At 35.6% G+C, this 21,693-nt stretch carries 21 protein-coding genes; 9 read left to right on the top strand and 12 right to left on the bottom strand.

Going from position 1 to position 21,693, the window contains the following annotated elements; genetic code table 11:
• The first annotated feature begins 99 nt into the window (after positions 1–99).
• Both AABK36_RS11155 and AABK36_RS11150 read left to right on the top strand, forming a co-directional pair.
• On the top strand, positions 100–1,101 hold the full coding sequence (locus AABK36_RS11155) for an ATP-grasp domain-containing protein (protein WP_309938991.1): 1,002 nt from the start codon (positions 100–102) through the stop codon (positions 1,099–1,101).
• Positions 1,102–1,104: 3 nt separating this feature from the next.
• Positions 1,105–1,848, top strand: a complete 744-nt coding sequence (locus AABK36_RS11150) for an alpha/beta fold hydrolase (RefSeq protein WP_309938994.1) — start codon at positions 1,105–1,107, stop codon at positions 1,846–1,848.
• A 10-nt stretch (positions 1,849–1,858) separates the two neighbouring features.
• Here the strand turns inward: AABK36_RS11150 and AABK36_RS11145 are convergent, their stop codons facing one another.
• From AABK36_RS11145 to AABK36_RS11130, 4 genes are all read right to left on the bottom strand, one after another.
• On the bottom strand, positions 1,859–2,917 hold the full coding sequence (locus AABK36_RS11145; RefSeq protein WP_309938997.1) for a phage integrase SAM-like domain-containing protein: 1,059 nt from the start codon (positions 2,915–2,917) through the stop codon (positions 1,859–1,861).
• A gap of 6 nt (positions 2,918–2,923) precedes the next feature.
• The gene (locus AABK36_RS11140) at positions 2,924–3,280 is read right to left on the bottom strand and encodes a hypothetical protein (protein ID WP_309938999.1); all 357 of its coding nucleotides are present in this window, start codon (positions 3,278–3,280) and stop codon (positions 2,924–2,926) included.
• A gap of 68 nt (positions 3,281–3,348) precedes the next feature.
• Positions 3,349–4,167: a DUF3298 and DUF4163 domain-containing protein gene (locus AABK36_RS11135; protein ID WP_309939001.1), complete on the bottom strand. Its 819-nt coding sequence runs from the start codon at positions 4,165–4,167 to the stop codon at positions 3,349–3,351.
• Between the two features lie 14 nt (positions 4,168–4,181).
• Complete coding sequence (locus AABK36_RS11130; protein WP_309939003.1) at positions 4,182–5,468, bottom strand: anthranilate synthase component I family protein; 1,287 nt, start codon at positions 5,466–5,468, stop codon at positions 4,182–4,184.
• Positions 5,469–5,555: 87 nt separating this feature from the next.
• On the opposite strand from AABK36_RS11130, the gene AABK36_RS11125 reads away from it, so the two are divergent.
• A complete protein-coding gene (locus AABK36_RS11125; RefSeq protein WP_309939005.1) occupies positions 5,556–6,083 on the top strand; it encodes a gamma carbonic anhydrase family protein in 528 nt (175 codons plus the stop codon).
• Between the two features lie 43 nt (positions 6,084–6,126).
• Here AABK36_RS11125 and AABK36_RS11120 read toward each other — a convergent pair whose 3' ends face one another.
• Both AABK36_RS11120 and AABK36_RS11115 read right to left on the bottom strand, forming a co-directional pair.
• Positions 6,127–6,840: a pirin family protein gene (locus AABK36_RS11120; RefSeq protein ID WP_309939007.1), complete on the bottom strand. Its 714-nt coding sequence runs from the start codon at positions 6,838–6,840 to the stop codon at positions 6,127–6,129.
• A gap of 50 nt (positions 6,841–6,890) precedes the next feature.
• Positions 6,891–7,544 (bottom strand): MOSC domain-containing protein, encoded by a 654-nt coding sequence (locus tag AABK36_RS11115; RefSeq protein WP_309939009.1) that lies wholly within the window; start codon positions 7,542–7,544, stop codon positions 6,891–6,893.
• A gap of 280 nt (positions 7,545–7,824) precedes the next feature.
• Here AABK36_RS11115 and AABK36_RS11110 point away from each other — a divergent pair, with 280 nt between their 5' ends.
• Positions 7,825–8,964 carry a C1 family peptidase gene (locus AABK36_RS11110; protein WP_309939010.1) on the top strand — a complete coding sequence of 380 codons (1,140 nt, stop codon included), beginning with the start codon at positions 7,825–7,827 and terminating at the stop codon, positions 8,962–8,964.
• A 44-nt stretch (positions 8,965–9,008) separates the two neighbouring features.
• Here AABK36_RS11110 and AABK36_RS11105 read toward each other — a convergent pair whose 3' ends face one another.
• Positions 9,009–10,862 (bottom strand): hypothetical protein, encoded by a 1,854-nt coding sequence (locus tag AABK36_RS11105; RefSeq protein WP_309939012.1) that lies wholly within the window; start codon positions 10,860–10,862, stop codon positions 9,009–9,011.
• A gap of 373 nt (positions 10,863–11,235) precedes the next feature.
• On the opposite strand from AABK36_RS11105, the gene AABK36_RS11100 reads away from it, so the two are divergent.
• The gene (locus AABK36_RS11100) at positions 11,236–11,820 is read left to right on the top strand and encodes a hypothetical protein (protein WP_309939014.1); all 585 of its coding nucleotides are present in this window, start codon (positions 11,236–11,238) and stop codon (positions 11,818–11,820) included.
• 61 nt (positions 11,821–11,881) lie between these two features.
• Here AABK36_RS11100 and AABK36_RS11095 read toward each other — a convergent pair whose 3' ends face one another.
• The gene (locus tag AABK36_RS11095; protein ID WP_309939016.1) at positions 11,882–13,159 is read right to left on the bottom strand and encodes an outer membrane beta-barrel protein; all 1,278 of its coding nucleotides are present in this window, start codon (positions 13,157–13,159) and stop codon (positions 11,882–11,884) included.
• A gap of 193 nt (positions 13,160–13,352) precedes the next feature.
• Here AABK36_RS11095 and AABK36_RS11090 point away from each other — a divergent pair, with 193 nt between their 5' ends.
• From AABK36_RS11090 to AABK36_RS11075, 4 genes are all read left to right on the top strand, one after another.
• Positions 13,353–14,240, top strand: coding sequence for a hypothetical protein (locus tag AABK36_RS11090; RefSeq protein WP_309939018.1), 888 nt, complete (start codon positions 13,353–13,355; stop codon positions 14,238–14,240).
• 10 nt (positions 14,241–14,250) lie between these two features.
• Entirely contained in the window at positions 14,251–14,772 is a 522-nt protein-coding gene (locus AABK36_RS11085; protein ID WP_309939019.1) for a GNAT family N-acetyltransferase, read from the top strand.
• A 45-nt stretch (positions 14,773–14,817) separates the two neighbouring features.
• Positions 14,818–15,204, top strand: coding sequence for a hypothetical protein (locus tag AABK36_RS11080; RefSeq protein WP_309939021.1), 387 nt, complete (start codon positions 14,818–14,820; stop codon positions 15,202–15,204).
• 410 nt (positions 15,205–15,614) lie between these two features.
• Positions 15,615–17,000 (top strand): dicarboxylate/amino acid:cation symporter, encoded by a 1,386-nt coding sequence (locus tag AABK36_RS11075; RefSeq protein WP_309939024.1) that lies wholly within the window; start codon positions 15,615–15,617, stop codon positions 16,998–17,000.
• 251 nt (positions 17,001–17,251) lie between these two features.
• On the opposite strand, the gene AABK36_RS11070 is transcribed toward AABK36_RS11075, so the two are convergent.
• From AABK36_RS11070 to AABK36_RS11055, 4 genes are all read right to left on the bottom strand, one after another.
• Complete coding sequence (locus AABK36_RS11070) at positions 17,252–18,448, bottom strand: acetate/propionate family kinase (RefSeq protein ID WP_309939026.1); 1,197 nt, start codon at positions 18,446–18,448, stop codon at positions 17,252–17,254.
• A gap of 16 nt (positions 18,449–18,464) precedes the next feature.
• Positions 18,465–19,424 carry a 3-hydroxyacyl-CoA dehydrogenase family protein gene (locus tag AABK36_RS11065; protein WP_309939027.1) on the bottom strand — a complete coding sequence of 320 codons (960 nt, stop codon included), beginning with the start codon at positions 19,422–19,424 and terminating at the stop codon, positions 18,465–18,467.
• Positions 19,425–19,437: 13 nt separating this feature from the next.
• Positions 19,438–20,448, bottom strand: a complete 1,011-nt coding sequence (gene pta / locus AABK36_RS11060) for a phosphate acetyltransferase (protein WP_309939029.1) — start codon at positions 20,446–20,448, stop codon at positions 19,438–19,440.
• A 228-nt stretch (positions 20,449–20,676) separates the two neighbouring features.
• Positions 20,677–21,654: an OmpA family protein gene (locus AABK36_RS11055; protein WP_309939030.1), complete on the bottom strand. Its 978-nt coding sequence runs from the start codon at positions 21,652–21,654 to the stop codon at positions 20,677–20,679.
• Positions 21,655–21,693 lie beyond the last annotated feature (39 nt).

Raw genomic sequence — 21,693 nt, 5'->3', positions numbered from 1 at the left:
GAAAGTGTGAGGCCATTCGATTGGATGAGTATTTAGGGAATGGTTTTACGCTTCTTTGAGTTGTTGATATTGATGCATTTTTAAACTTGTCATAGATATATGAATACTAAATACCGATTAGCCAAATTATTTAATTATGAATATTGGCCTTTTTGGATCTTTTATGGGCCATTCGTGTTGGTTTGGCTGTATTTTTCTTTGCGATCTAGAAGCTTTACTTATTTTACTTCCGCGAATCCGAGTGTTAAATTTGGAGGCCTTTTTCAATATAGCAAGTATGGCTTGTTGAAAATGTTGGATCAAAAATATTACCCTCGTACGTTTTTTTACGATAATTTAGAGCAGTTCATAGATCTTAAACCTAGCGTTAATTATCCATTGGTGTACAAACCTGATATTGGAGAAAGAGGAAAAGGAGTGGAGATTGTTGAAGATGCTAAAGCAGTCATAAGATTGGCTGAAATTCATCAAGAGAAATTTATGCTCCAAGAATTCGTTTCATCACCTCATGAGTTTGGCGTGTTGTATTACAGATACCCTTCTGGAAAAAGCGGAATTACTTCCATCGTCACCAAAGGTTTCTTAAGTGTGACGGGGGATGGAAGCAGCACTTTGTTGAATTTGATGAATAATGAAATAAGGGCAGTGGATCGGATTGACTATTTGAAAAGCAAGTTTTCCGAAAGACTAAATGAAGTTTTGCCAAGTGGAGAAATCTTGGTTTTAGAGCAAATAGGAAATCATTGTCGAGGAACCGAGTTTATTAATGCTAATTATTTGATTTGTGATCAGTTGGTGAAAGTTTTTGATGAAATTTCTTCGACTTTGGATGGATTTTATTACGGAAGATTCGATATTAAAGCTGAATCTATAGACAAGTTGATGAAAGGGGAAGGAATCAAAGTAATGGAAATCAATGGCGTCAATTCAGAAGCGGCTCATATTTATGACAAGAATTATACATTGTTGCATGCTTATAAAGATGTATTGATGAATTTGAATATGGTTTTTGAGATTGCCAATGAGAATAGAAAGCATGGTTGCAAACCAGCTAAATTATCGGAATTTATCAATCACCTCAAACTACATTTGGCTTCATAATTCATGTACCTATTTAATTATCATAAAGAAGGAAGTAAGCTTCAGGTGTATTCCAACCACAAGTCATCTGGCAAACCTATTTTATTCTTTATCCATGGATCACCCGGTAGCTGGCAGGCATTTAAAGGTTATTTGCAGGATGAGGAATTATCGCGTGATTATTGGATGTTTTCTGTGAATCGATTGGGCTATGGAGGTTCTGAAACGAAGCATTCGTTGCATATTCAACTTCAGTCATCCATAATTATGAGTTTTATTCGATCTATCATAGAGGGAGGCAATGATAGGTTATTTTTGTTAGTTGGACATTCTTATGGAGGAGGAGTAAGCATGGATGTCTTTCAAAAATCCCAAGATATAATCAATGGACTTTTGCTCATAGCGCCAACTCTAGCACCAGAGCTTCAGCGTGTGAAGTTTTATAATAAATTCGCCAAGTTGAGAGTAGTGAATAAATTATTGCCGAGTAATTTGAAAATGAGCAATAAAGAAATGTATAATATCTATGATGACTTGCTTGAAGTCGAGAGGTCATATCCGAAAGTGAACAATCCAGTGTGGTTAATTCATGGCACTCGCGATAAAATTGTAAGCTTTGGAACAGTTGAGTATTTGAGGCATCAGCTTTCTCATGATATTTTGAAAATTATTGTGATCGAAAAGGGAGATCATTTTATACCATGGAAGAAGAAGTCATTTGTAAAACAAGTATTGCTGGATTTTTTTGAGCTGTTGGCAAAGTTGTGATTAACTAATCCTATAATTCAAAATCAAAGTTGTCAAGAGGTTTGTCATAGGTAGTATTATAAAGGTGAATATAGTCAAGATATTTTTGAGTCGTCGCAATGCTTTTAACTCTGATGAATTTAGTGATTTCGTAGATGTCAAAACCTCTACTTAGCAATATCATGATATAAGTGTATTTTAAAGACGAAAAGGAGATGACTTTATGAGAATGCAAATGGCTTTGGATGAATTCCTTAAGCTGTTTATTGAAAATTCTAGAATATTTAAGCAAAGGTAATATTTTGGATGATGTATTCATTTTTCTCTCATCGAGAAATTTAAGCACTGTGGGGAATATAGGAATTTTGTTTGCTCCAATTTTAAAAAAAACTTTATTGTCTTCAAGTGCTATATCTTTATAGGTTAATTCAAGTAGTTCAGATATAGACAGTCCGGTCATTGCACCTAGTTTGATTGCTAAGAGAAGAGGGTGTTTAGGCGCTTTTTGGGATAATAGTTTTAATTCCTCAACGGTTAGCAAGTCTCTGTCGTTTTTTTCTTCGGCTTTGGTATTGATAGAAATGAATTGCGGAGATTTGCTATGTTTATTCATCGCTTGTTGGCATAGCAGGTCAAGTTTTTTTATATACTGATGAATTGTGTTTTGCTTAAGACCTTCTGACCGAAGATATTTTGCGAACTTCTCTTGAAAATTAGGTTCTAATTGCTCCAAATGAGGAGGAGAGTAGTTGAAAAAGGCTCTTAGGTGCTTTTTTAGCCCATTCCAGTGGCCTAAAGAAATTTTGCTTAGTTTTTCGGATTCAATATAACTATCTAAGAAGGTATCCACTTGCGGAGTGTTTATTTTTTTTAAAGCTAGCTCTTCTTGGTATTTTTCTAAAAGATTTAACCTTAACCGTTCCGCTCTCATACGATTTTTTTCGCTGTGCTCTTTTTGGACATTGTTTTCAGGTCGGTCAAATACATATAAACCAAGGTACTCTTTTGTTCTTGTTCCATTCTTGTAAATATCCAAATATAGAGATGATCGATTGTCTTTTAGTGGATACTTTCTAATAGTAATTTTCATAGTTTGCTAAGAAAGAAATTGGCTTGTGGCTTCTCTGACTAGTTCTTTGATTTCATCTTTTACCTTGTCGGGCATGTAATCGAATACAGAAAGATGACCATTCGAATTTTTGATGAGCATTTTTGAAAATTTATTTTTCTTGATATTAATCTGAATCAAAATACTGCACTTCCCTCCGGCAAACATGAAGTTTTTGGTGGAGTAGTACAAGTATTTACTGTCATTTTGGATCAGTGTGATTTTCCATTTAGTGTGAAGAAAGGCGTGTTTGATGATGGATTTTACAAACTCATCATGAACAAGTTCTTCGTCATAATGCAAATTCTCTAATTTTCCTGAAGGTGTTATATAAGGTGCTGACATAGTTGTATTATTTTTTAATTAATACAGCTATGTCATGAAATCAACTACTTGTTTTTGTGATATTTTTTCTATTTTGTCCAGTTTTTTTGGATTAAAGTGCTGATTGAGTCTATAGGAATTAAAAGTTCTGTCGTCCCTTGAGCGTAAGAAGCAATTTCATAGTTGTTGTAAAAAAAATAAATCCCCGAATCAGACAATGAATAATTGTTGTTTAAAGTGAATTTGTTGCCAGGAAATAAATAACCAGCCTTGAAAAGGGATTCTTCGGGAGCCAGATTTTTGTCTTTTCTAAAGATGCTCTCTCCAATTTCATTAAGTTTTTGAGAGTAACCATCTTTTAGCACTTCTTCTAATTTTACTAGGTTTCCAGTTTGAAGGCTTAGGTTGGAAAAGTGAAGTTCAAATTGACTATGAGCGCCTCCCTCGTAACTATTAGCTTCATAAGCTAGGCTTAAGATTTCATCGCTTTGGTAAATTATTCGTTCGACATATTCTCCATACCAATGAGTTTTGTAAGTTGAGTCGAATTTTAAGATATCCAGATAGTTGTCAATGAAGTCATTCATGGCAGAATCTAGTGATTGATAGCCATTGATTTCAAAGTGATTTTCAATGTAGGCGTTTAGTTTGTTCTTTACTTGATCATCTTTTGCGTTGACAATCTTGGGATAACTGATAGAAATTTCGACACAGCCTGATTTATCCTTATTCCCATTTTCGCAACCATGGCTTTTATTCAATGATATAATCTCATATGAGAGCCCTTTGGATGTGATTATATCATTTTGAGAAGTTTTGTCGCTGGACTGATTTTTTTTGCAGTTCGTAAATGTGATTGCCAGTAAAAAGGTAAGTATGGGTAAGGCTAAAAATCTTCTTGTTTTCATAAAAATAGATATTGTTAATTTAGAATTTTAATTATGGCTTTAGCTTTAAGCAAGCATTCTTCATATTCTTTAGCCGGGTCTGAGTCGAAAGTTATAGCACTTCCTACCATGAATGACAAACTCTTTCGGGTCTGATTATAAAGAATACTTCTTATTACTACATTGAAATCAAAGTCATCAGTCGGAGTGAAATAGCCCACAGCTCCAGAGTACAAGCCTCTTTTAGTTGTTTCATACTTTTCGGCTAAATTCATCATGCTGATTTTCGGAGCTCCGGTCATGCTTCCCATTGGAAAGGTGTTTTTTATGATATCTATCGAATCTGTCACATTTGAAACTTCGCTTGATATAGTGGATATCATTTGATGCACTTGTTTGAATGAATATATGCCGAATAGTTCATCAACATGGACTGTGCCAGGTGTTGAAACTCTGGCCAGATCATTACGCACAAGATCAACGATCATTAAGTTTTCGGCTCTTTCTTTAGGGTCGTGCAGTAAGGCATGCTTGAGCATTTCATCCTCTTCCAAGTTCAGCCCTCTTTTGATCGTGCCTTTGATGGGTTGCGATATGCATTTATTGGTAACTCTTTTAATATACCTTTCAGGGCTTGCTCCCATTAAGAATTTGTCACAGTCCTTAAGCATGACAGAGAATGGAGTTGGAGAGACTGCGTTTAATTCCAGATATTTGCTAATTGGATTAATATCGACATTTTCACCATAGAACTCTTGGCAATAGTTGGTTTCGTAGATGTCTCCCTCAAGAATATGATTTTTGAGTTTTTCAACCGTTTGAATATAGTTTTCTTTGCTTACAGCTGATTTTATTTCAAATTTTTCATCATTGTTCTCGCTCACTAATGGCGTATCTGAAATAATTTCAAAAACTTCGTCATTATTGTTTGTCAAGCTTTGAATTTCTATTTCATCATCATTGAAAAATAGCAAGTGAGTGGGTTGGAAGAACATCAAGTCTGAAAATTCAATGCGATCTGGATTTTCGCTTTTAAGATCCTCCAAGTAGTTTTTAAGATCATAGGAAAAATATCCAAAAAGCCAGTCTTTTTTGGAGTTTTTGAAACGTTTCAAAGCTTCAAAAGCATTATGATCATTTTTGCAAGTAAGGATGTCATTTGCTCCAACAGCCAAAACTTCAATGAAAGGATCATTTGGGTATTGGAAGTTGTTAGGGTTTAAATACTCAAAATGGTCAAACTGTTCCGCCCACTTAAGCGATTTAGATTTAAAATCGCTGATCTTGTTCACTTTATAGTTCTTAATAAATCGTTTTATCATTCGAGCCAAATCTTTATATTGCTGTGCAAACATAAATCTATTTTGACGGATATAAAATTGTATTTGTAAATAAATAATTATAAAGAAATGGCATTAGTAAAATCAATTGTTAGAGATGGCCAAACGCTGGCGCCGAGCATGCCTGAGAGTTGCTGGTTGGCGGACAACGCGACTGTTGTAGGCGAAGTGGAGATGGGAGAGGATTGCACCATTTGGTTCAATGCTGTTGTTAGAGGGGATGTGAATTTGATTAAATTGGGAAATAGAGTAAATGTCCAGGATGGCGTGGTGTTGCATGCGACTTATCAAAAATCGACCACTGTCATTGGCGATGATGTTTCCATTGGTCACAATGCTTGCGTGCATGGTTGTAGAATAGAAGATAATGTGCTTGTTGGTATGAACTCAGTAATTATGGATGGAGCGATTATAGGCTCGAATTCCGTGATCGCCGCTGGAGCAGTTGTATTGGCGAATACTATTGTAGAGGAGGGAAGCTTGTATGCGGGAACGCCAGCCAAAAAGGTTAAGGATATATCTGAAGAATTATTAGCTAATATTAAAAGAACAGCGTCTAATTATCCCAAGTATGCTAGTTGGTTTAAGGAGGATTAAGGTATAAGCCAAGCCAAAGATGAGCAGGGCTTGGCTTGATTTTTTAAATAATCATTGGCACTTCTATGGCAAGCAAAAAGCTGTCATTTTTCGCTTCTATGGATATGGATTCGAAGTCTTCTATACCAATGGCATCTCTTTCCTTTAATTCAAAAGCTTCGGTAGAGACATCACCTTCTATGACCATTAAATATAGACCATTTTTGGAGCTGTTTAATTTATAGTCAATTTTATCTCTTTGTTTTATTTGAGTGAGGGATAGAAAAGCGTTTTGATTGATTTGAAGTTTTCCTTTCTCTTTCTTTGGAGAAATGATATTTGCCCATTTTCCATCAAGATGAAGAGCGTTGTAATCCAATTGCTCATATTTGGGATTCGTGTTTTCTGATTGCGGAATAATCCAGATTTGGAAGAGCTTAAGCTGTTCTTTGCTTGAGGCGTTTTTCTCAGAATGGTATATGCCGCTGCCCGCTGACATTAACTGAATTTCGCCTCTTGATATAGTGCCTGAATTTCCTTGATCGTCTTTATGGCTTACCGTTCCGGAAAGAGGGATGGTTATGATTTCCATATTTTCATGCGGATGCATGCCAAAACCTGTTCCTGCTGAGATGGAGTCGTCATTAAGAACTCTTAGAGCGCCAAATCCCATTTTGGCAGGATTGTAATAATTGGAGAAGCTAAATGAATAATTAGCTTCCAGCCATTCAAAATTCGCATATCCGCGATCATTCGCTAAGTATTCCGTAATTTTCATATTGGTGTTATCTTGTTTAGAGAATGATTACGGATATACGATATTTGTAGTTACGAGTTTATTTTTTTCTTTTCAAGTTTTTTTATGAGGTCTTCTCTATATGCGTCAGCTAGGAAAGGCTCATTGATAGCTCTTTGTAAATCTTCAATAGAGGCGTCTTTATCATAAAGCAATTCGAATGCTTTAAGCACAGATATGCCTTCGTGGTTTTTTAAAATCAAGTTGATGCTGTCTTCAGGCTTTATTGTCCCTTTCTTTAAGACTCTTAAATAGATGCCCGGACGTTGGGATTGCGAAAATACTTTGACAATCGATGAGTCATTGAACTTGGCGCTTAGTTTATAACAAGGCACTCGAGGTTGGCTGACTTGAAGTCTGGCTTTGCCAAATTCGAAAATGTCTCCAATATTTACCCGACTTTCATCAATTCCCTTTGAAGTGAGATTTTCTCCAAACATGCCATGCTCCCATTCCAAAGCAGGATATTTTTCTCTCCAAAACTCATAATGCTCTAGCGGATATAAATAACAAGCTTTATCGATACCACCATGATTTTCGGTATCAATTACCGTATCGCCAATGACAGATGTTTTATCCAGCTTGATTCCTTGTTTTACAGGTTTTTTGAAAATTCCTGTTTCAAAAGTTTTATCATTCCATGTGACAGTTTTGGGAGAGGAAATGTTAGTTGATATTACTTTCATTTAATGATATGTTGAGTGTTTGTGAAATATATTTCATATAAAAATAAGTAAAATATTTTATATTAATACATAATTTGCAAATCATTTATTTCGATTAAATATTATTTTAACTTAAATATATTTTGAAATAAATATTGGGTAAACGTTGGTGGTATTATTTTGGCGTTATTTTCGTTTAAATTTCCTTCATAAATTTATCCAAAGTTGTTTTATTTGAATTATTGTAAAAATATTAATTGATTTTAAAACTTTGCATATGTTAAAAGCAAACAAATTTCTCATGTTTTTTTTATTGGGCATGGCGATAACTTTTCAGTCTTTGGGACAGAATGAAAAGATAAATGTAGGGCCTTATGTTTTTGAAACGATCATCTCCAATGATGTGAATGCTGTTCAGAATCAAGGCAGAACAGGCACTTGTTGGTCATTCTCTTCTCTCTCATTTTTTGAATCTGAATTATTGAGAAAAGGTAAAGGCAAATATGAACTGTCTGAAATGTTTGTGGTTTGGAATTCTTATAAAGACAAATCTGAAAAATATGTTCGTATGAATGGTGCGTTGAACTATGGAGCTGGCGGTGCTTTTCATGATGTTGTGAATGTATTGAGGGATTATGGGATGGTTCCTGAGTCTGTTTATGGAGGTTTGAATTATGGATTTGATTCCCACAACCATGGCGAAATGGATGAAGTGCTTAAGGGCATGGTGGATGGAGTGATCAAGAACAAGAGCAAGCGTTTGACTACTGCGTGGCCTCATGCTATTGAATCGACATTGAATGCGTATTTGGGAGAAATTCCTCAGGAATTCGAATACCTTGGAAAGAAATATACTCCAAAATCATATGCGAATGAAATGGGCTTGAATCCTGATGATTATATTGAGTTGTCTTCGTTCACTCATCATCCATATTACAAGCCGTTTATTCTAGAAGTGCCAGACAATTGGGCATGGGGGCAAGTGTATAATTTACCATTGGATGAAATGATGGATGCTATCGAAACTTCGTTGGAGAACGGCTATACATTAGCTTGGGCATCCGATGTTAGCGAACCTTATTTTATGTTCAAAAAAGGTTTGGCGATAGTTCCTTCAAAGCCTTGGGATAAATTGACTAAAGAGGAGAAGGATGATTTTGGAACGACTGTGGTGGATGAAATGAAAATAACGCCAGAAGTGAGGCAGCGAGAGTTTGATGATTATAGAACTACTGATGACCATGGAATGCATATTGTAGGTTTGGCTAAGGATCAGAATGGGAAGAAATTCTTTATTGTCAAAAATTCTTGGGGAACAGAAAGAAATGATCAAGATGGTTATTTTTACGCTTCATGGGAGTATGTGAAGTACAAGACCACAGATGTGATGGTTAATAAAAATTCATTGCCTAAGCCATTGTTGAAGAAATTGAATCTTTAATCTTGATACATAGTGAAAAGCTAGATCTTATAACGTCTGGCTTTTCACTTTAATGTTGGCAATAGGCTTCTTTCTCTCTCCATCAGTATTCTGCAAACTCTCTCAAGCCAGGAGAATCTTTGATGCTTGTGGCTATCATTGTTTTGTGAAGCCATCGTTTTTTGCTCTTTTAAGTGATGTAGAATTTGTTGTGTGGATTCTAATGTTGGACGTATTTCTAAAGTAGATAATAATTGTCTCATAATCTCTATTTTCCCTTGGTTGAAGCACTCATAAAGTTGCTCCTTAAGTTTTTTGACTGTCAATAGACATGGAGTTCTTTCAAATTCAACATTAATGTAATCGATACAAGCTTGTTTTTCTTTTTCTGTTAGCTGTTCCAAAGTTATCCATTCGGGTAGAGCAGGGTCTCTAAATACAGTTAGTTTTCTTTGAGTACTTTCCCATCTGTTTTTAGCAAAATCAATTAATTCTTTTTTGTGAAGTTGCAATGATTCTCCCGTACGAAATGTAATAGCTCCGTCCTTAAGATTTTCTTGCCATTGATCGTGAAATGTAGAGCCGTCTTCAGATCCATACATGCGGAAATTGTACATGGATTGGCTTAGATTTTGGCTGGCAAAGTGTAAATTGAATTCTCTGCTCACGGTTTTAATTTTTTTCTTGAGCAGTTCATTTTCAATTTCGAGTTTTCTTGCATGACCGAATATTTCCATGAAAAGCTCTTGTTGGGCATAAAAATCAGATGGAATCTCCTCCAACTGTCTTGATTTACGCATGTATTCCCTTGCTAATTGCCTGAAGTCGTCGAATTCGAGCCATAGCCTTTCAAATGCGCAAACTACTTCTTTGTAAGGAACGATCATTCTGTTTGAGCCTTCCATCGTTAATGTGTCTCCATGATCTTTAGCAAAAACAGTTGCGTGATGCATGTTCCATGATAGTTGAGTTTGATGCCTTATGAATTCTTCCATATTAGGAATGCTTCCGTGATTAAAAAATAGGCTATATTTATTTTTCAGCCAAGCTTCATATTCGCTGGTTTTTATGTCTTTTTCCTCATTCAAGTCCCAGCCTGGGCTGAGTATGCTATATGTTTCTCCGGGAACTGGTTGAGCGTATTCGTTTATGCCCAGTTCTTCCGCTTTAGATTTGAATTTTGGCGACTCATCTTGATGAAATAATTCTTTTGTTTCTTGTAAATTGGGAGAACTTGACTCTAAATGTTGTTTTAAATCAACTTTAGGTTCTTCAACCATATATGAGATGGTTTTTAATGCTAGTGAGGAATCAAGCCAAGTTGAGAATTCAAATTTATGCTTTGTGCCCAAGAAAATAACTACTTGAGTCATGTCTCCAGTGAGCCCCATTAGCATTTGAGAAGTTTCCAAACAATCACTGCAACCTTCCATGACTTCATCAAGAGGTGTTGCTGAGAACATTTCTGTCCCATTTGGAAGTACAATAGAATTGGAAGGATCAAGAGTGAAAGATGCGGGAGATCCAACATTTTCTAAAGAGCGATTGATTTGTTGTGTTTCTTCAGGTGTCGCGAAAAATTGAGATGCTTTTCTTTTAGTATTTTCAATAGCAAACTTGTCGTTGTTCGATACGGCAAGCTTTGGTTTGGCTGATGAGGAAGGAGTTTCTAAAGAGCCAAGTTCTGGATAGAGGCATTTTTTAAACGAAATTTCACCTGAGGGATTGATAGAGGATGTTTCCTCCGTAAATCTGCCTAATTCTTCACCTCTTTCAAAAGCAGTGCTTTTAAAGCATGTCCCATTAGCCCCAATATCATATTCGTCGCTATTTTTTACCTTAAAAAGTTGCAATGGCGAGGAGCTTCTGCCGGCAATGGGTTTCCTTCGTTTATTTTGCCGTTTGGTATGTCGATGCATCTGGATAAAGGCTGAAAACTAAAATAGAGGCAGATAAGTATGCGAGTAAACTAGTTAATATTAGAAATAGATTTTAGACAATTTATGTTTATCACGATTAGTTTATTATGGTTTTCTATATCCTCTTCCTTCGCATTTTCATCAGAAGAAAATGCGAAGGATATAAAAATTAATCATGATAATTTATAATAAATAATACCAATGATTATTCTGCCAAAATTAGAATAATCATGTTGTTGTGAATATTTAAAGAAAATGATTAATATATGCAAATTTCTGCAAATATATTTGATAATTGTCTAGATTTTGTTAATTTAGTATTAATAAGCGAATTTTATGCATCTTTTTAGTTTGTAAATTAAATAGGAATGGTATGAGGAGATTGATAGTTTTATTTTTTGCATTGTTAGTGTATGGATTTACTTACGGACAATATAACAGCTTTGAGCTTGGCAGATATTATACTGTTGATGGAGATGTTCGAAACGGTTTGATCAGTTATGGCCACGATTCTTATGAGTATGCTGATATTGCTTCAAGCGACAGGGCCTTGTTGTTTATGAATGATGAAAGCGAAGTTATTGAGGAAGTTTCCGCTGATTTATTGACAGGATTTGTGATGGGACAAGATAGCTTTGCCGTAGTGAATTATTATCGTGGAGTAGAGTCCAATACTGTCAATAAAGATTTCGCCAAGGTAATTATGGAAGGAAAAATTACGCTCTTGGAGTATAGCGAAAGACAATTGATGAGGAATAGTTATGGAGAAAGTTTCAGCACGGTTAATTATTATTTGCTGGAAAAAGATGGCAAATGCATTCCAGTGACAAGAAGATTTTTGAAGGAAGGCTTTTGCGAGATAATAGGGGATGAGTTTTCATTAAAACAAAAATTTTCAAACCCTAAGAGCAATGATTGGAAAGTTGCTATAGCGATGTATAATCGTGAAGGCGAGTAGCTAAATTGGTAAATTGAAATGTGTCGAAAGAGGGGAGCTTGCAAGCTTCCCTCTTTTTTTGTTAAAAATGGTAGCCAATTAAGAAGTGATATCTTTTCAAAGTTGATCCAAGTGACATCGACTGTGGTAGTTTGTTCAATGTATTTTCATATCTTATTTCTAGGGATAGCCTCTTTATGCTGTAGCCTGCTCCAAAGTTTAAAGAAAGGTCATATTTATGCATTCCTGCAGGAATAGCTTCTGACTCTCTAATTCTTTTTTCCGTATATCCATATTCTTCTGTTTTTTTATTAGTTGATGAGATCATGATTCCATTTCCCATTCCTGCATTTATAAAGATATGACTTTTATTATTGGTGAAATATTTATATCTAATCATGTTAATGATTTTTAAATATGATGCGCTAATTTTTACATTAGTATTGCTTTCATAATCATATTCAAAGTTGAATGAAGAATGGTGTAATTCGTTATAGATAGACCATTTATTATGATTTCTTGGAATAATGTATTCTGCAGAAATGCCAAATGTAGGGGAAAAAGAGTTGCTGATATTTGCTTGATGTAGGTGTCTTGTTGTCATTCCAAAATTGGAAAATGTTAACCTCATATCGTTAACGGTCATTCCAGCTATAAGCCAAAACTTAAAGTTACCTTCATCTGTTTCGGATTTTTCAAATTTCTCGTTATTCCTACATTCATAGTATTTTATGAAAAGCTTTTCAAGGCTTTTTGTGTTATAACTTGTGGTCTTTAAAGTTTTCGAAATTTTTTGGCAATCATTTAAGTAAAGCGATAATTCGGCTAAATATCGTTTGTTTTCATCGAAGACCATTCTATGATTGACACTTAAATCTTTGTGTTTTTTATATTTTTTATAAGTTAATAATTTAATCTCATTGTCTACATTTATATAATAATTGTCATTGCCAAAGTTGTTCTTATAATGATATAGCATTTTTGATCCGCTAATAATTACTCTAATAAAAGCGGTGTCAGTTTCAGTTTGTATGTTTTTATCAAAATCGAATGTTGAGGAAATTCTTGGACTTATTTCACTTTCTATTATAGCTGATATGTATTTCTCGCCGTCTACCTCATAATTAATTAGGTCATTTGGGTAGAATTTGCGACTATCTTTTTCTTTATCATTTGATTTGAAGCGAATGAATTTCGGACTTTTTGACCATTCTTTGAAGTCGATGTAGCCGCTAAGAGTTTCTCCTTTTTTTGTGGTTATTTTTCCTTCTACCCAATGTGATTGAGCTTTAATAGAAGGGATTGTTGAAGTAAATACTAAAAATAGTGTAATTTGTAAGAGTGCATATTTTATTTTCATTATTCTGTTAATGTTAATTGTTGAATTATTTCAAAATCAAAATAGTGGTATTGATTGGATAGAAACATGATAGAAATCTCTTTTTGATAATTTATAATAGATAAAAATTCACTTATACAGAATGGAATGTGTCCCAATGAGTTGTTTTTTTGTATTTTTTTACATAAAATATGTGAAATTATACTAAATATATATGAGAGAAACGTTGGATGGTCCCAAGAATAGTTCGAAAAATTCAGTTGAGGAAAAGGAAATTCATAAGTTGGCAAGAACCCAACTATTGGCTTTGGCAATAGGCATATCTTTTTTTCTGATGGGAGTGGGAGCGTTAAAGTTTCTTGAAAACATCTCGATAGTTAGTTCTATTTGTTTCGGTTTGGGTATTGCCATAATTGTTCATTACTTGTTTGGAGGCTTGGGAAGCAATAAAATAAACTTTGGAGTATGGGTCGCAACAGGTGTTTTGGCCGGGGTTATGGGCATTGTTTATTTTATAGATATACAATTAAGCAAGCAGATGCAGATAAGAGATCTTGAGGGTAAATTAGTATTGGGTAGAGATTGGCATGTATTTGATGATAGTGGCTTAAGGCTTGGAGAAATGGAGAAAGGGTCGATTTCTTTGAGCAAAGATTATGAAGTGTATTTAAACGACACAATATCTGTAGGCAGTATTAAATCGCGTTTGGGAAAACTTGGCTTGTTTGATTCTTTGCATCTCATGCCATACTCTGAGGTTAAGTATTTTATTCGTAAAAAGAATTTCAGAGCGGATGTGGATAAGTCGCATTGGAATGAGCCGAATGATTTTTATAAGACCAGATATAATGATTTGCCATTCACTATAAAACCTGTTTTTGACAGAATCAATACCTATGGAAATGGAATAGCTACTCAGGTTATTTTGCATGAAAAAGATACTGTCTTAGAGTCATTCACCAAGAAGACTAATTTTGATATTGAATATGGCGATGTGACTTATGTAGTAAGAATAAGAAATTTGGATTTGGAAAATCATTTGACGAATAAAAACTATGTTGTTTACCAAATTTTTGGTTATAAAAAACATGGATTAGATTAAATCTATAGATATGATTATTGAAACAAAAAGGTTAATCTTACGTGAACTGAATGTTGGTGATGCAAGAGATTTTTATGATTTGAATGAGGATAAGGAAGTTTTGAAGTACACTGGAGACGTTGGCTTTCAAGATGTTGAAGAAGCGAAAACTTTTTTATCAGGCTATTCGGATTATAAAAAGAATGGTTATGGCCGGTGGGCTGTGGTTTTGAAGGAGTCAGGCCGTTTTTTGGGATGGTGCGGACTTAAGCTCAATGAAGAGGGCTTGGTTGATTTAGGCTATCGTTTCTTTAGAAATGAATGGGGGAAAGGCTACGCTACTGAATCCGCAATTGCGTCATTGAATTATGGATTTGAAAATCTGGATCTCGATGATGTGATCGCTCGTTCTGATAGGAATAATGTAGCTTCTATCAAGGTTATTGAGAAGTTGGGGATGGAGTTTTGGAAAAATGATGAATGCAAAGGGATTTCCAATGCCGTTTATTACCGAATTGATAAGCAAAGCTATATAGAAAAAGTAATACGCTAACATTTTTTATCTCAGGCAGTTTTGAGAATAAAAAGTGTAGCATATATGGAAACGAAGTTTGTGTCAATAGGGGTTTTGCATCATGATCATGAAGTTTGGTCAAAAGAGATGGATTTTATTAAAGAAGGGATAAGCTTTTTTGATAAGAAATTGCTTGAAGTGACTTCAAAATTTACGGATGAGTCAAGAAAAGTAGAGGTGGAAAAATTCCAAAATCAAATAGCGATCTTATTAAAGGTTGCGGATGATACGAAGGAAAAAGTTGAAGCTCATGAAATACAGTTGAAAAGCTTGGCGTCTGACAAGAAATTTGCAGAAGGAGAAGAATTGATGACTTATCATGAGGATATGAATCAGAATATTTCAGGATTGATGAAAGAATATATCGATTTCCGAGCAGAGTTCAGAGCATGGCTGGCTAAATGTCTTTAATTATTGAAGGCTTCTTTGTTGATAAGAAGCCTTATTTTTTGGCAAATTTTATTTTTTAAAGTTCACAAAGCTTGTAGTTGTGAGGCATACAGTTTAGAATTTAATGTTTTCTAAGAATCATCATCAAAGAGTTGTCTGAAGATTATAGACATTATCATGAATTATTTTTTATCCCATATTATTTTGTTGTGAAAAATACAGAGAATGATGATTCAGATAGTCATGAAAAACTAATCGTGATAAACATCAATACTCTTTCAAATTAATCTTCTTATGTTCGTAATTTTACGAAATGTTGTTCGTTAGCATTTATGAGCGATTTGATTTTAGTCACGATTCGTTAATTTAAAATCGTATTTTGACTCTTATTAAATGTGCAATTTTAGAGTTTTAATTTAGGAGAAGTTGATATGGAGGTAGCGTTAGGGCTAGTTTTTATGATATTGGCGGTTGTAGCCATAAGATGGACAGGAAAAAAGTTTCAAAAGTCTATTGTCAAAAATTTGACAGCAGTTGTTTTGGGAGTCATTTTCGGTGTCTTGATATTTTACTTGATGAAAGATGGGGTCTATGATGAATTTAAATATTATTTGAAGTCGGTTTCCAATGTCTACATTCGATCATTGAAGATGATGATTGTTCCTATCGTTTTTATTAGTGTGACCACAACGATTGTAAGCTTGGATCATCGAAAAAGTTTAGGAAAAAAGTTTAGCCAAGTTATTAGCTTTTTTGTCGTTTCGATAGTAGGAGCGTCATTGCTTTCCTATTTATTGGCGATGAATTTTAACTTTTCCGATTTAGTGGATATTAAAACGATTCAAGAAAGTTCGGTATCGGAACACTACGCTCAACGAATTGATAATATTGGCACAGCGTCATTTGGCAAGGTCGTTTTGGGATTGACTCACAACGTGCCAACTTCAATATTTGACGCATTTTCTAATAATAATGTGATTGGAACATTGATTGTGGCGATTTTGCTTGGAGTATCCATCAGAAAGTTGAAAACCGTGGACCATAAACTTGACAAGGTGGATGGTATTCTTGATCATGTCAAAAATATCGTCAGCCAAATGACCAAGTTTATTCTCGCTTTGACACCTTATGGAATTTTTGTATTAATGACTATTGCAGTGGCAGAAAAAGGGCCTTTCATTTTCGGTGACTTTGCTAAGTTCATCGGTGTGTCATATTTGGGTATGCTATTGATTATTGTTATGCATTTGATTGTGAACTTGTGGAAAGGAGTAAATCCTAAGAGGTATTTCATGAATGTATTGCCTGCTATGTTAACGGGGTTTACGACTCAATCCAGTGGGGCAACATTGCCGGTAACTATTTCATCTTTGGAAAAAAGAAATGGTGTGGATAGTGAAACCGCTAATATAACAGGCTCATTGGGAACAACGATGGGCATGAATGCCTGCGGAGCAATGTGGCCTACTTTTATGATTGTGATAGGAGCAGGCTTGACAAATGCTTTGTCAGGACAGTTAGTGTTTGACCTTGCTTCAGTGTCAACAGTTATGACGATTGTTTTGGCAGTGGTGATATCTTCATTTGGAATTGTTGGCTTGCCGGGCACTGCTTCTTTTGCTGCAATTACAGCTATGACCATCATGGGATTTGATGCTGAAGTCATTGGATTGGTGTTGACATTTGTGTTATCAGTGGATACTTTGATAGATATGGGGAGAACCGCGACTAATATTTTCGGAGTAACTTCAGCTGCGACTTTTATTTCTAAACATAATAAAGAATGGAGTCATGAAGTTTTTCAACAGGAAAATTAAGCGAGAAAACGAATGCCTTTCAGGTAGTGAAATTTTTTAATTAGTTCGGATTTATACTTTTTGAGAGATTATTGTTATCGTTATTTAATAATTCCCTTGGAAACAATTAGCTTTCTTCATCTTGGTCAGTTGTTATTTATTAAATGTATTTGATGTCCAAGCATTATTGGTATTTCATGCTCATTAAATAGTAAATAAAAAAATCGACACCTATCTTAGGTGTCGATTATGGATATATAGTTTAAGGAATATTAATTCAATAGTCTCAAAGTGTCTCTGGCGATCATTAATTCCTCATTTGTAGGAACAACCATTAATGTTACCTTAGACTCTGGCTTGGAGATTACTTTTTCTTCTGCACGGAAAGATGAATTTATTTCTGAATCCAACTCTACGCCAAGATATTCCAGACCTTGACAAACACCGGCTCTTGTTGAGTCGCCATTTTCACCAACGCCTCCAGTGAAGATGATGATATCGCAACCACCCATAGCAGCACTGTATGCTCCGATGTATTTTTTGATTCTATAATCGTACATTTCAAGAGCAAGTTTGGCTCTTTCATTGCCTTCAGCGGAAGCATTTTCGATATCTCTCATGTCAGAAGATATTCCTGTGATACCTAGAACCCCACTATGCTTGTTGACAAGCGCGTTGGCAGCTTTAACATCAATATCTTCTTTGTTCATTATGAAAGTTAAAACTCCCAAGTCAACATCTCCTGATCTTGTTCCCATGATCATTCCTTCTAGAGGAGTCAGACCCATGGAAGTGTCGATCGATTCGCCATTTTTGATGGCTGCTACAGAAGCCCCTCCACCTAAATGGCAAGAGATGATTTTTTGAGTTTTGTAATCTTTTCCAAGGATCTCGCAAGCTCTTTGGGAAACGTATTTGTGAGATGTTCCGTGGAATCCATACCTTCTAAGACCATATTTTTTATACAAGCTATAAGGGATAGCATATGTATAAGCGTAGTCAGGCATTGTTTGATGAAAGGCTGTGTCAAAAACGGCTACCTGTTGCACGTCTGGGAGCAAAGATTTCATCGCATTGATTCCTTGCAAGTTTGGAGGATTGTGCAATGGTGCTAAATCAACGCAGGCTTCGATTTCATCGATTACTTTATCAGTGATAATTACGCTATCATTGAACTTTTCTCCACCGTGCACAACTCTATGTCCTACTGCTTCTATTTCATTCAGACTTTTAAGACAACCATGCTTTTCACTCACCAAAACGCCAAGAATATATTCGATTCCAATCGTATGGTCAACGATATCACCAACAAGTTTTACTTTTTCACCATCTTGCTTGGTGTGTTTTAGAAACGATCCGCTAAGACCAATTTTTTCTATAATTCCTTTTGCGATAACTTCTGAGGAGTTCATTTCAAATAATTGATATTTGATGGATGAGCTTCCGCAGTTAAGCACTAATATTTTCATGATATAATTTTTTCTACTATTTAATTTTGTATCCGTCTTTATCGTATGTGTAGAATCCTTGCCCTGTTTCTCTTCCAAGGCGATTGGCTCTAACCATTCGTTTCAAAAGCGGTGATGCTTTGTATCGCGTATTTCCAAATTCCTTGTATAGGTTTTCCAACCATCTGACTACCGTGTCCAAACCGTATTTGTCAGCCATTTCAAATGGACCTAATGGAAATCCAAAACCAAGTTTCATAGTAGAGTCAATATCTTCAACTTTTCCGACTCCTTCCATCAGAATAGAACATGCCTCGTTGATGATAGGAGCAATTAGTCTAGTGCTGATTACACCAGGAGATTCTTGCACTGGAATAACTTTTTTGTTCAAAAGTCTCGCGAATGCTTCTACTTTTTCGTAAGCGCTATCGACTGTGTAAAGGCTTCTAACTACTTCTACTACATTAGCTTCAGTAGCTGGAGAAAGAAAGTGCAAGCTCAGGCATCTTTCAGGGTGATCCAATTCGTTGGACAGCTCAGTAATGACTAAAGTAGTTGAATTCGTAGCTATGATAGTGTCTTCGCTTACAAATTCTTCAATATTTTTAAAAATTCTTTTACGAATTTCAATGCTGTCTTCGCGAGATTTTGATTTAATTGATTCAATGACAATATCGCAACCTGCCAGCTCTTGATAATCTGTTGTGCCTTTGATTTTTGAAAGAATGGATTTTTTTTCGCTTTCGGTCATTCCCCATCGATCAATTTCACTATCAAAGACCATTTCAAAAGCCTCAAAGGCTTCTTTGATACGCGCTTCTGAGATTTCTATGAAAACGACTTCAAGGCCATTTTGAGCAGCAAGCCTTGTAATCTCTTGGCCTAATATGCCACAGCCAACAACACCAACTTTTGCGAAAATATTGGAGCTTTTCTGTTGATCTGAATTGTTTATCTTAAGGCCATAGCCCTCTATGGACTCTACTATTTCTGACATTTTATATATTTATTTATGAGTTCTTTAGTGCGATGGATTGATTAGCTGTGATGGCTACTAAATTGACGATATCGTCCACTGAGCATCCTCTTGAAAGGTCGTTGATAGGCGCTGCCATTCCTTGGAGTATCGGGCCAATTGCTTCAGCTCCAGCCAATCTTTGAACAAGTTTGTATGCGATATTTCCTGATTCCAGGTTTGGGAAAACCATGACATTCGCATGTCCGGCGACATTGCTGCCCGGAGCTTTAGCTTGTCCTACGGCATCAACAATCGCCGCGTCTGCCTGCAATTCACCGTCGATATCCAAGTCAGGTCTCGTTTCCTTTACAATTTCGAAAGCTTTAACTACTTTGCTTACATCATCATGTTGAGCGCTCCCTTTTGTTGAGAAGCTAAGCATCGCGATTTTGGGATCTATACCAGCAATTGCTTTGGCTGTTTCCGCGCTGGAGATTGCAATTTCAGCTAGTTGCTCTGAATTTGGCTCAGGAGTTACCGCGCAGTCTGCAAAAACCATAATGCCTTTGTCTCCATAGTTTTCATCTTTAAGTATCATGATGAAAGCTCCGGATACTACATTGATGCCTTTTTTTGTCTTAACTACTTGGAAAGCAGGTCTTAAAACATTTCCAGTGGCATTTTGAGCTCCGGCAACTTCTCCATCCGCATCTCCGGATTTGATCATTAAAGTCGCTAGGTATAGAGGATCTTCAGCAAGAGTGGTGGCTTTTTCTATCGTCAAGCCTTTATTTTTTCTTAGTTCATATAGAAGCTGGGCATAGGCTTCTTTTTTGGGATGGTCAAGCGGGTTGACAATTGATGTCTTTGAAAGGTGCTCCAAATTCAATTCAGAAGCTTTTGTCGCAATGATATCAGGGTTGCCTAAAAGTATGACATCAGCTAATCCTTCTTTAGCTAAAATGTTCGCGGCTTCCAATGTACGCGTTTCCTCGCCTTCGGGTAAAACGATTCTTTGACGATTTTTCTTAGCATTCTCCTTTATTAATGATATCAAGTCCATGATTTGAATATTAGAATTAACCAGTTTTGAAAGCAAAATTATATTATGTATTGATAACAAAAGATGACTTATGTCATTCCATACTCTTTTTACCAACTTATTTTTTATTCTCTAATGGTATAAATGGTCTTATAGTAATAAAGTTTGAAAGGATAGGCGTATTGTTGAAAGAATGATGTATTTCAGGCTAAAAATAAAAAAGCCGCTGATTAGCGGCTTAAAGTTCATTTATAAAGTGGAAGTGTTGTCCGTTCCTAAAATATTGTAAAACTCGGTCATTTTAGGTTTCAAGATAATTTCTATTCTACGGTTCAATCTTTTGTTTTCCGGACTATCGTTTTCAGCGACGGGTTTGCTTTCTCCTCGACCAGTTGAGTGAATGATCGTCTCATCAACGCCAGCATCTTTGAGTATTCGGATGACGGAATTTGCTCTTGCTGTGCTTAAGTCCCAATTGTCTCTCATGTATTTTGAAAATTTGGAAATCGGAACATTGTCAGTGTGGCCTTCCACGATGACTTCGAAATTATCTTGTTGTTTGATAGCTTGGGCTACTTGCTTGATTGCATTGGCTCCAGAGGTATCCACATCTATGCTGCCGGATTTGAAAAGCAATTTATCAGGCAAGATCACATATACTTGGCCATTTTCGATTTTTACATTGATGTCATTGATTTCGAAATCAATCAATGCATTGTCGACTTTGGCTTTTAAATCTTCAGCTTGCTTTTGTTGACTGGCGATGATTCTTTCCAGTTCTAGCAATCTTTGCTCTCTTTTTTCCAACTCGGAAGCTAGCTGTTCGTTTTTAGCTCTAGTTTCTTCAAAGTCCGATTGCATGTTTTCCAAATACTTTTGCTTGGCGCTCAAGTTTTCATTCAGTTTTCCACTATTGTAGACCAAGTTATTGTATAAGTTGTCTAGTGACTCGTAGTTTTTCTTAAGCTTGTCGTGGCTAGCTGTTTCGTCCTTGAGTTTGTTCTCAAGATCGTATTTTGAGTTTTTTAATTCATCTATATTGGCTTCCAGGTTTTTATTCTTTTCATCCGAGATTTGCAAAGCTTCCGCGCAAGCGTTGTTTTCAGTCTCAAGTGATTGCTTTTGGTGATGAAGAGCGTCAAATTTGGATTGCGTGACACAAGAAGCGCTTAGGGTAAGCAAGCCCAGAGCCATGGCCATTTTTCCTGTATTAAAAGACAAAGGCATAGATAAAATAGGTTTAAGTTAAAAAGACTTGACAGCAAA

Origin of the sequence: Aureibacter tunicatorum, from assembly GCF_036492635.1 — a bacterium.
GTDB classification, from domain to species: Bacteria; Bacteroidota; Bacteroidia; order Cytophagales; family Cyclobacteriaceae; genus Aureibacter; species Aureibacter tunicatorum.
This window is presented reverse-complemented; position numbering and strand designations above follow the sequence as displayed.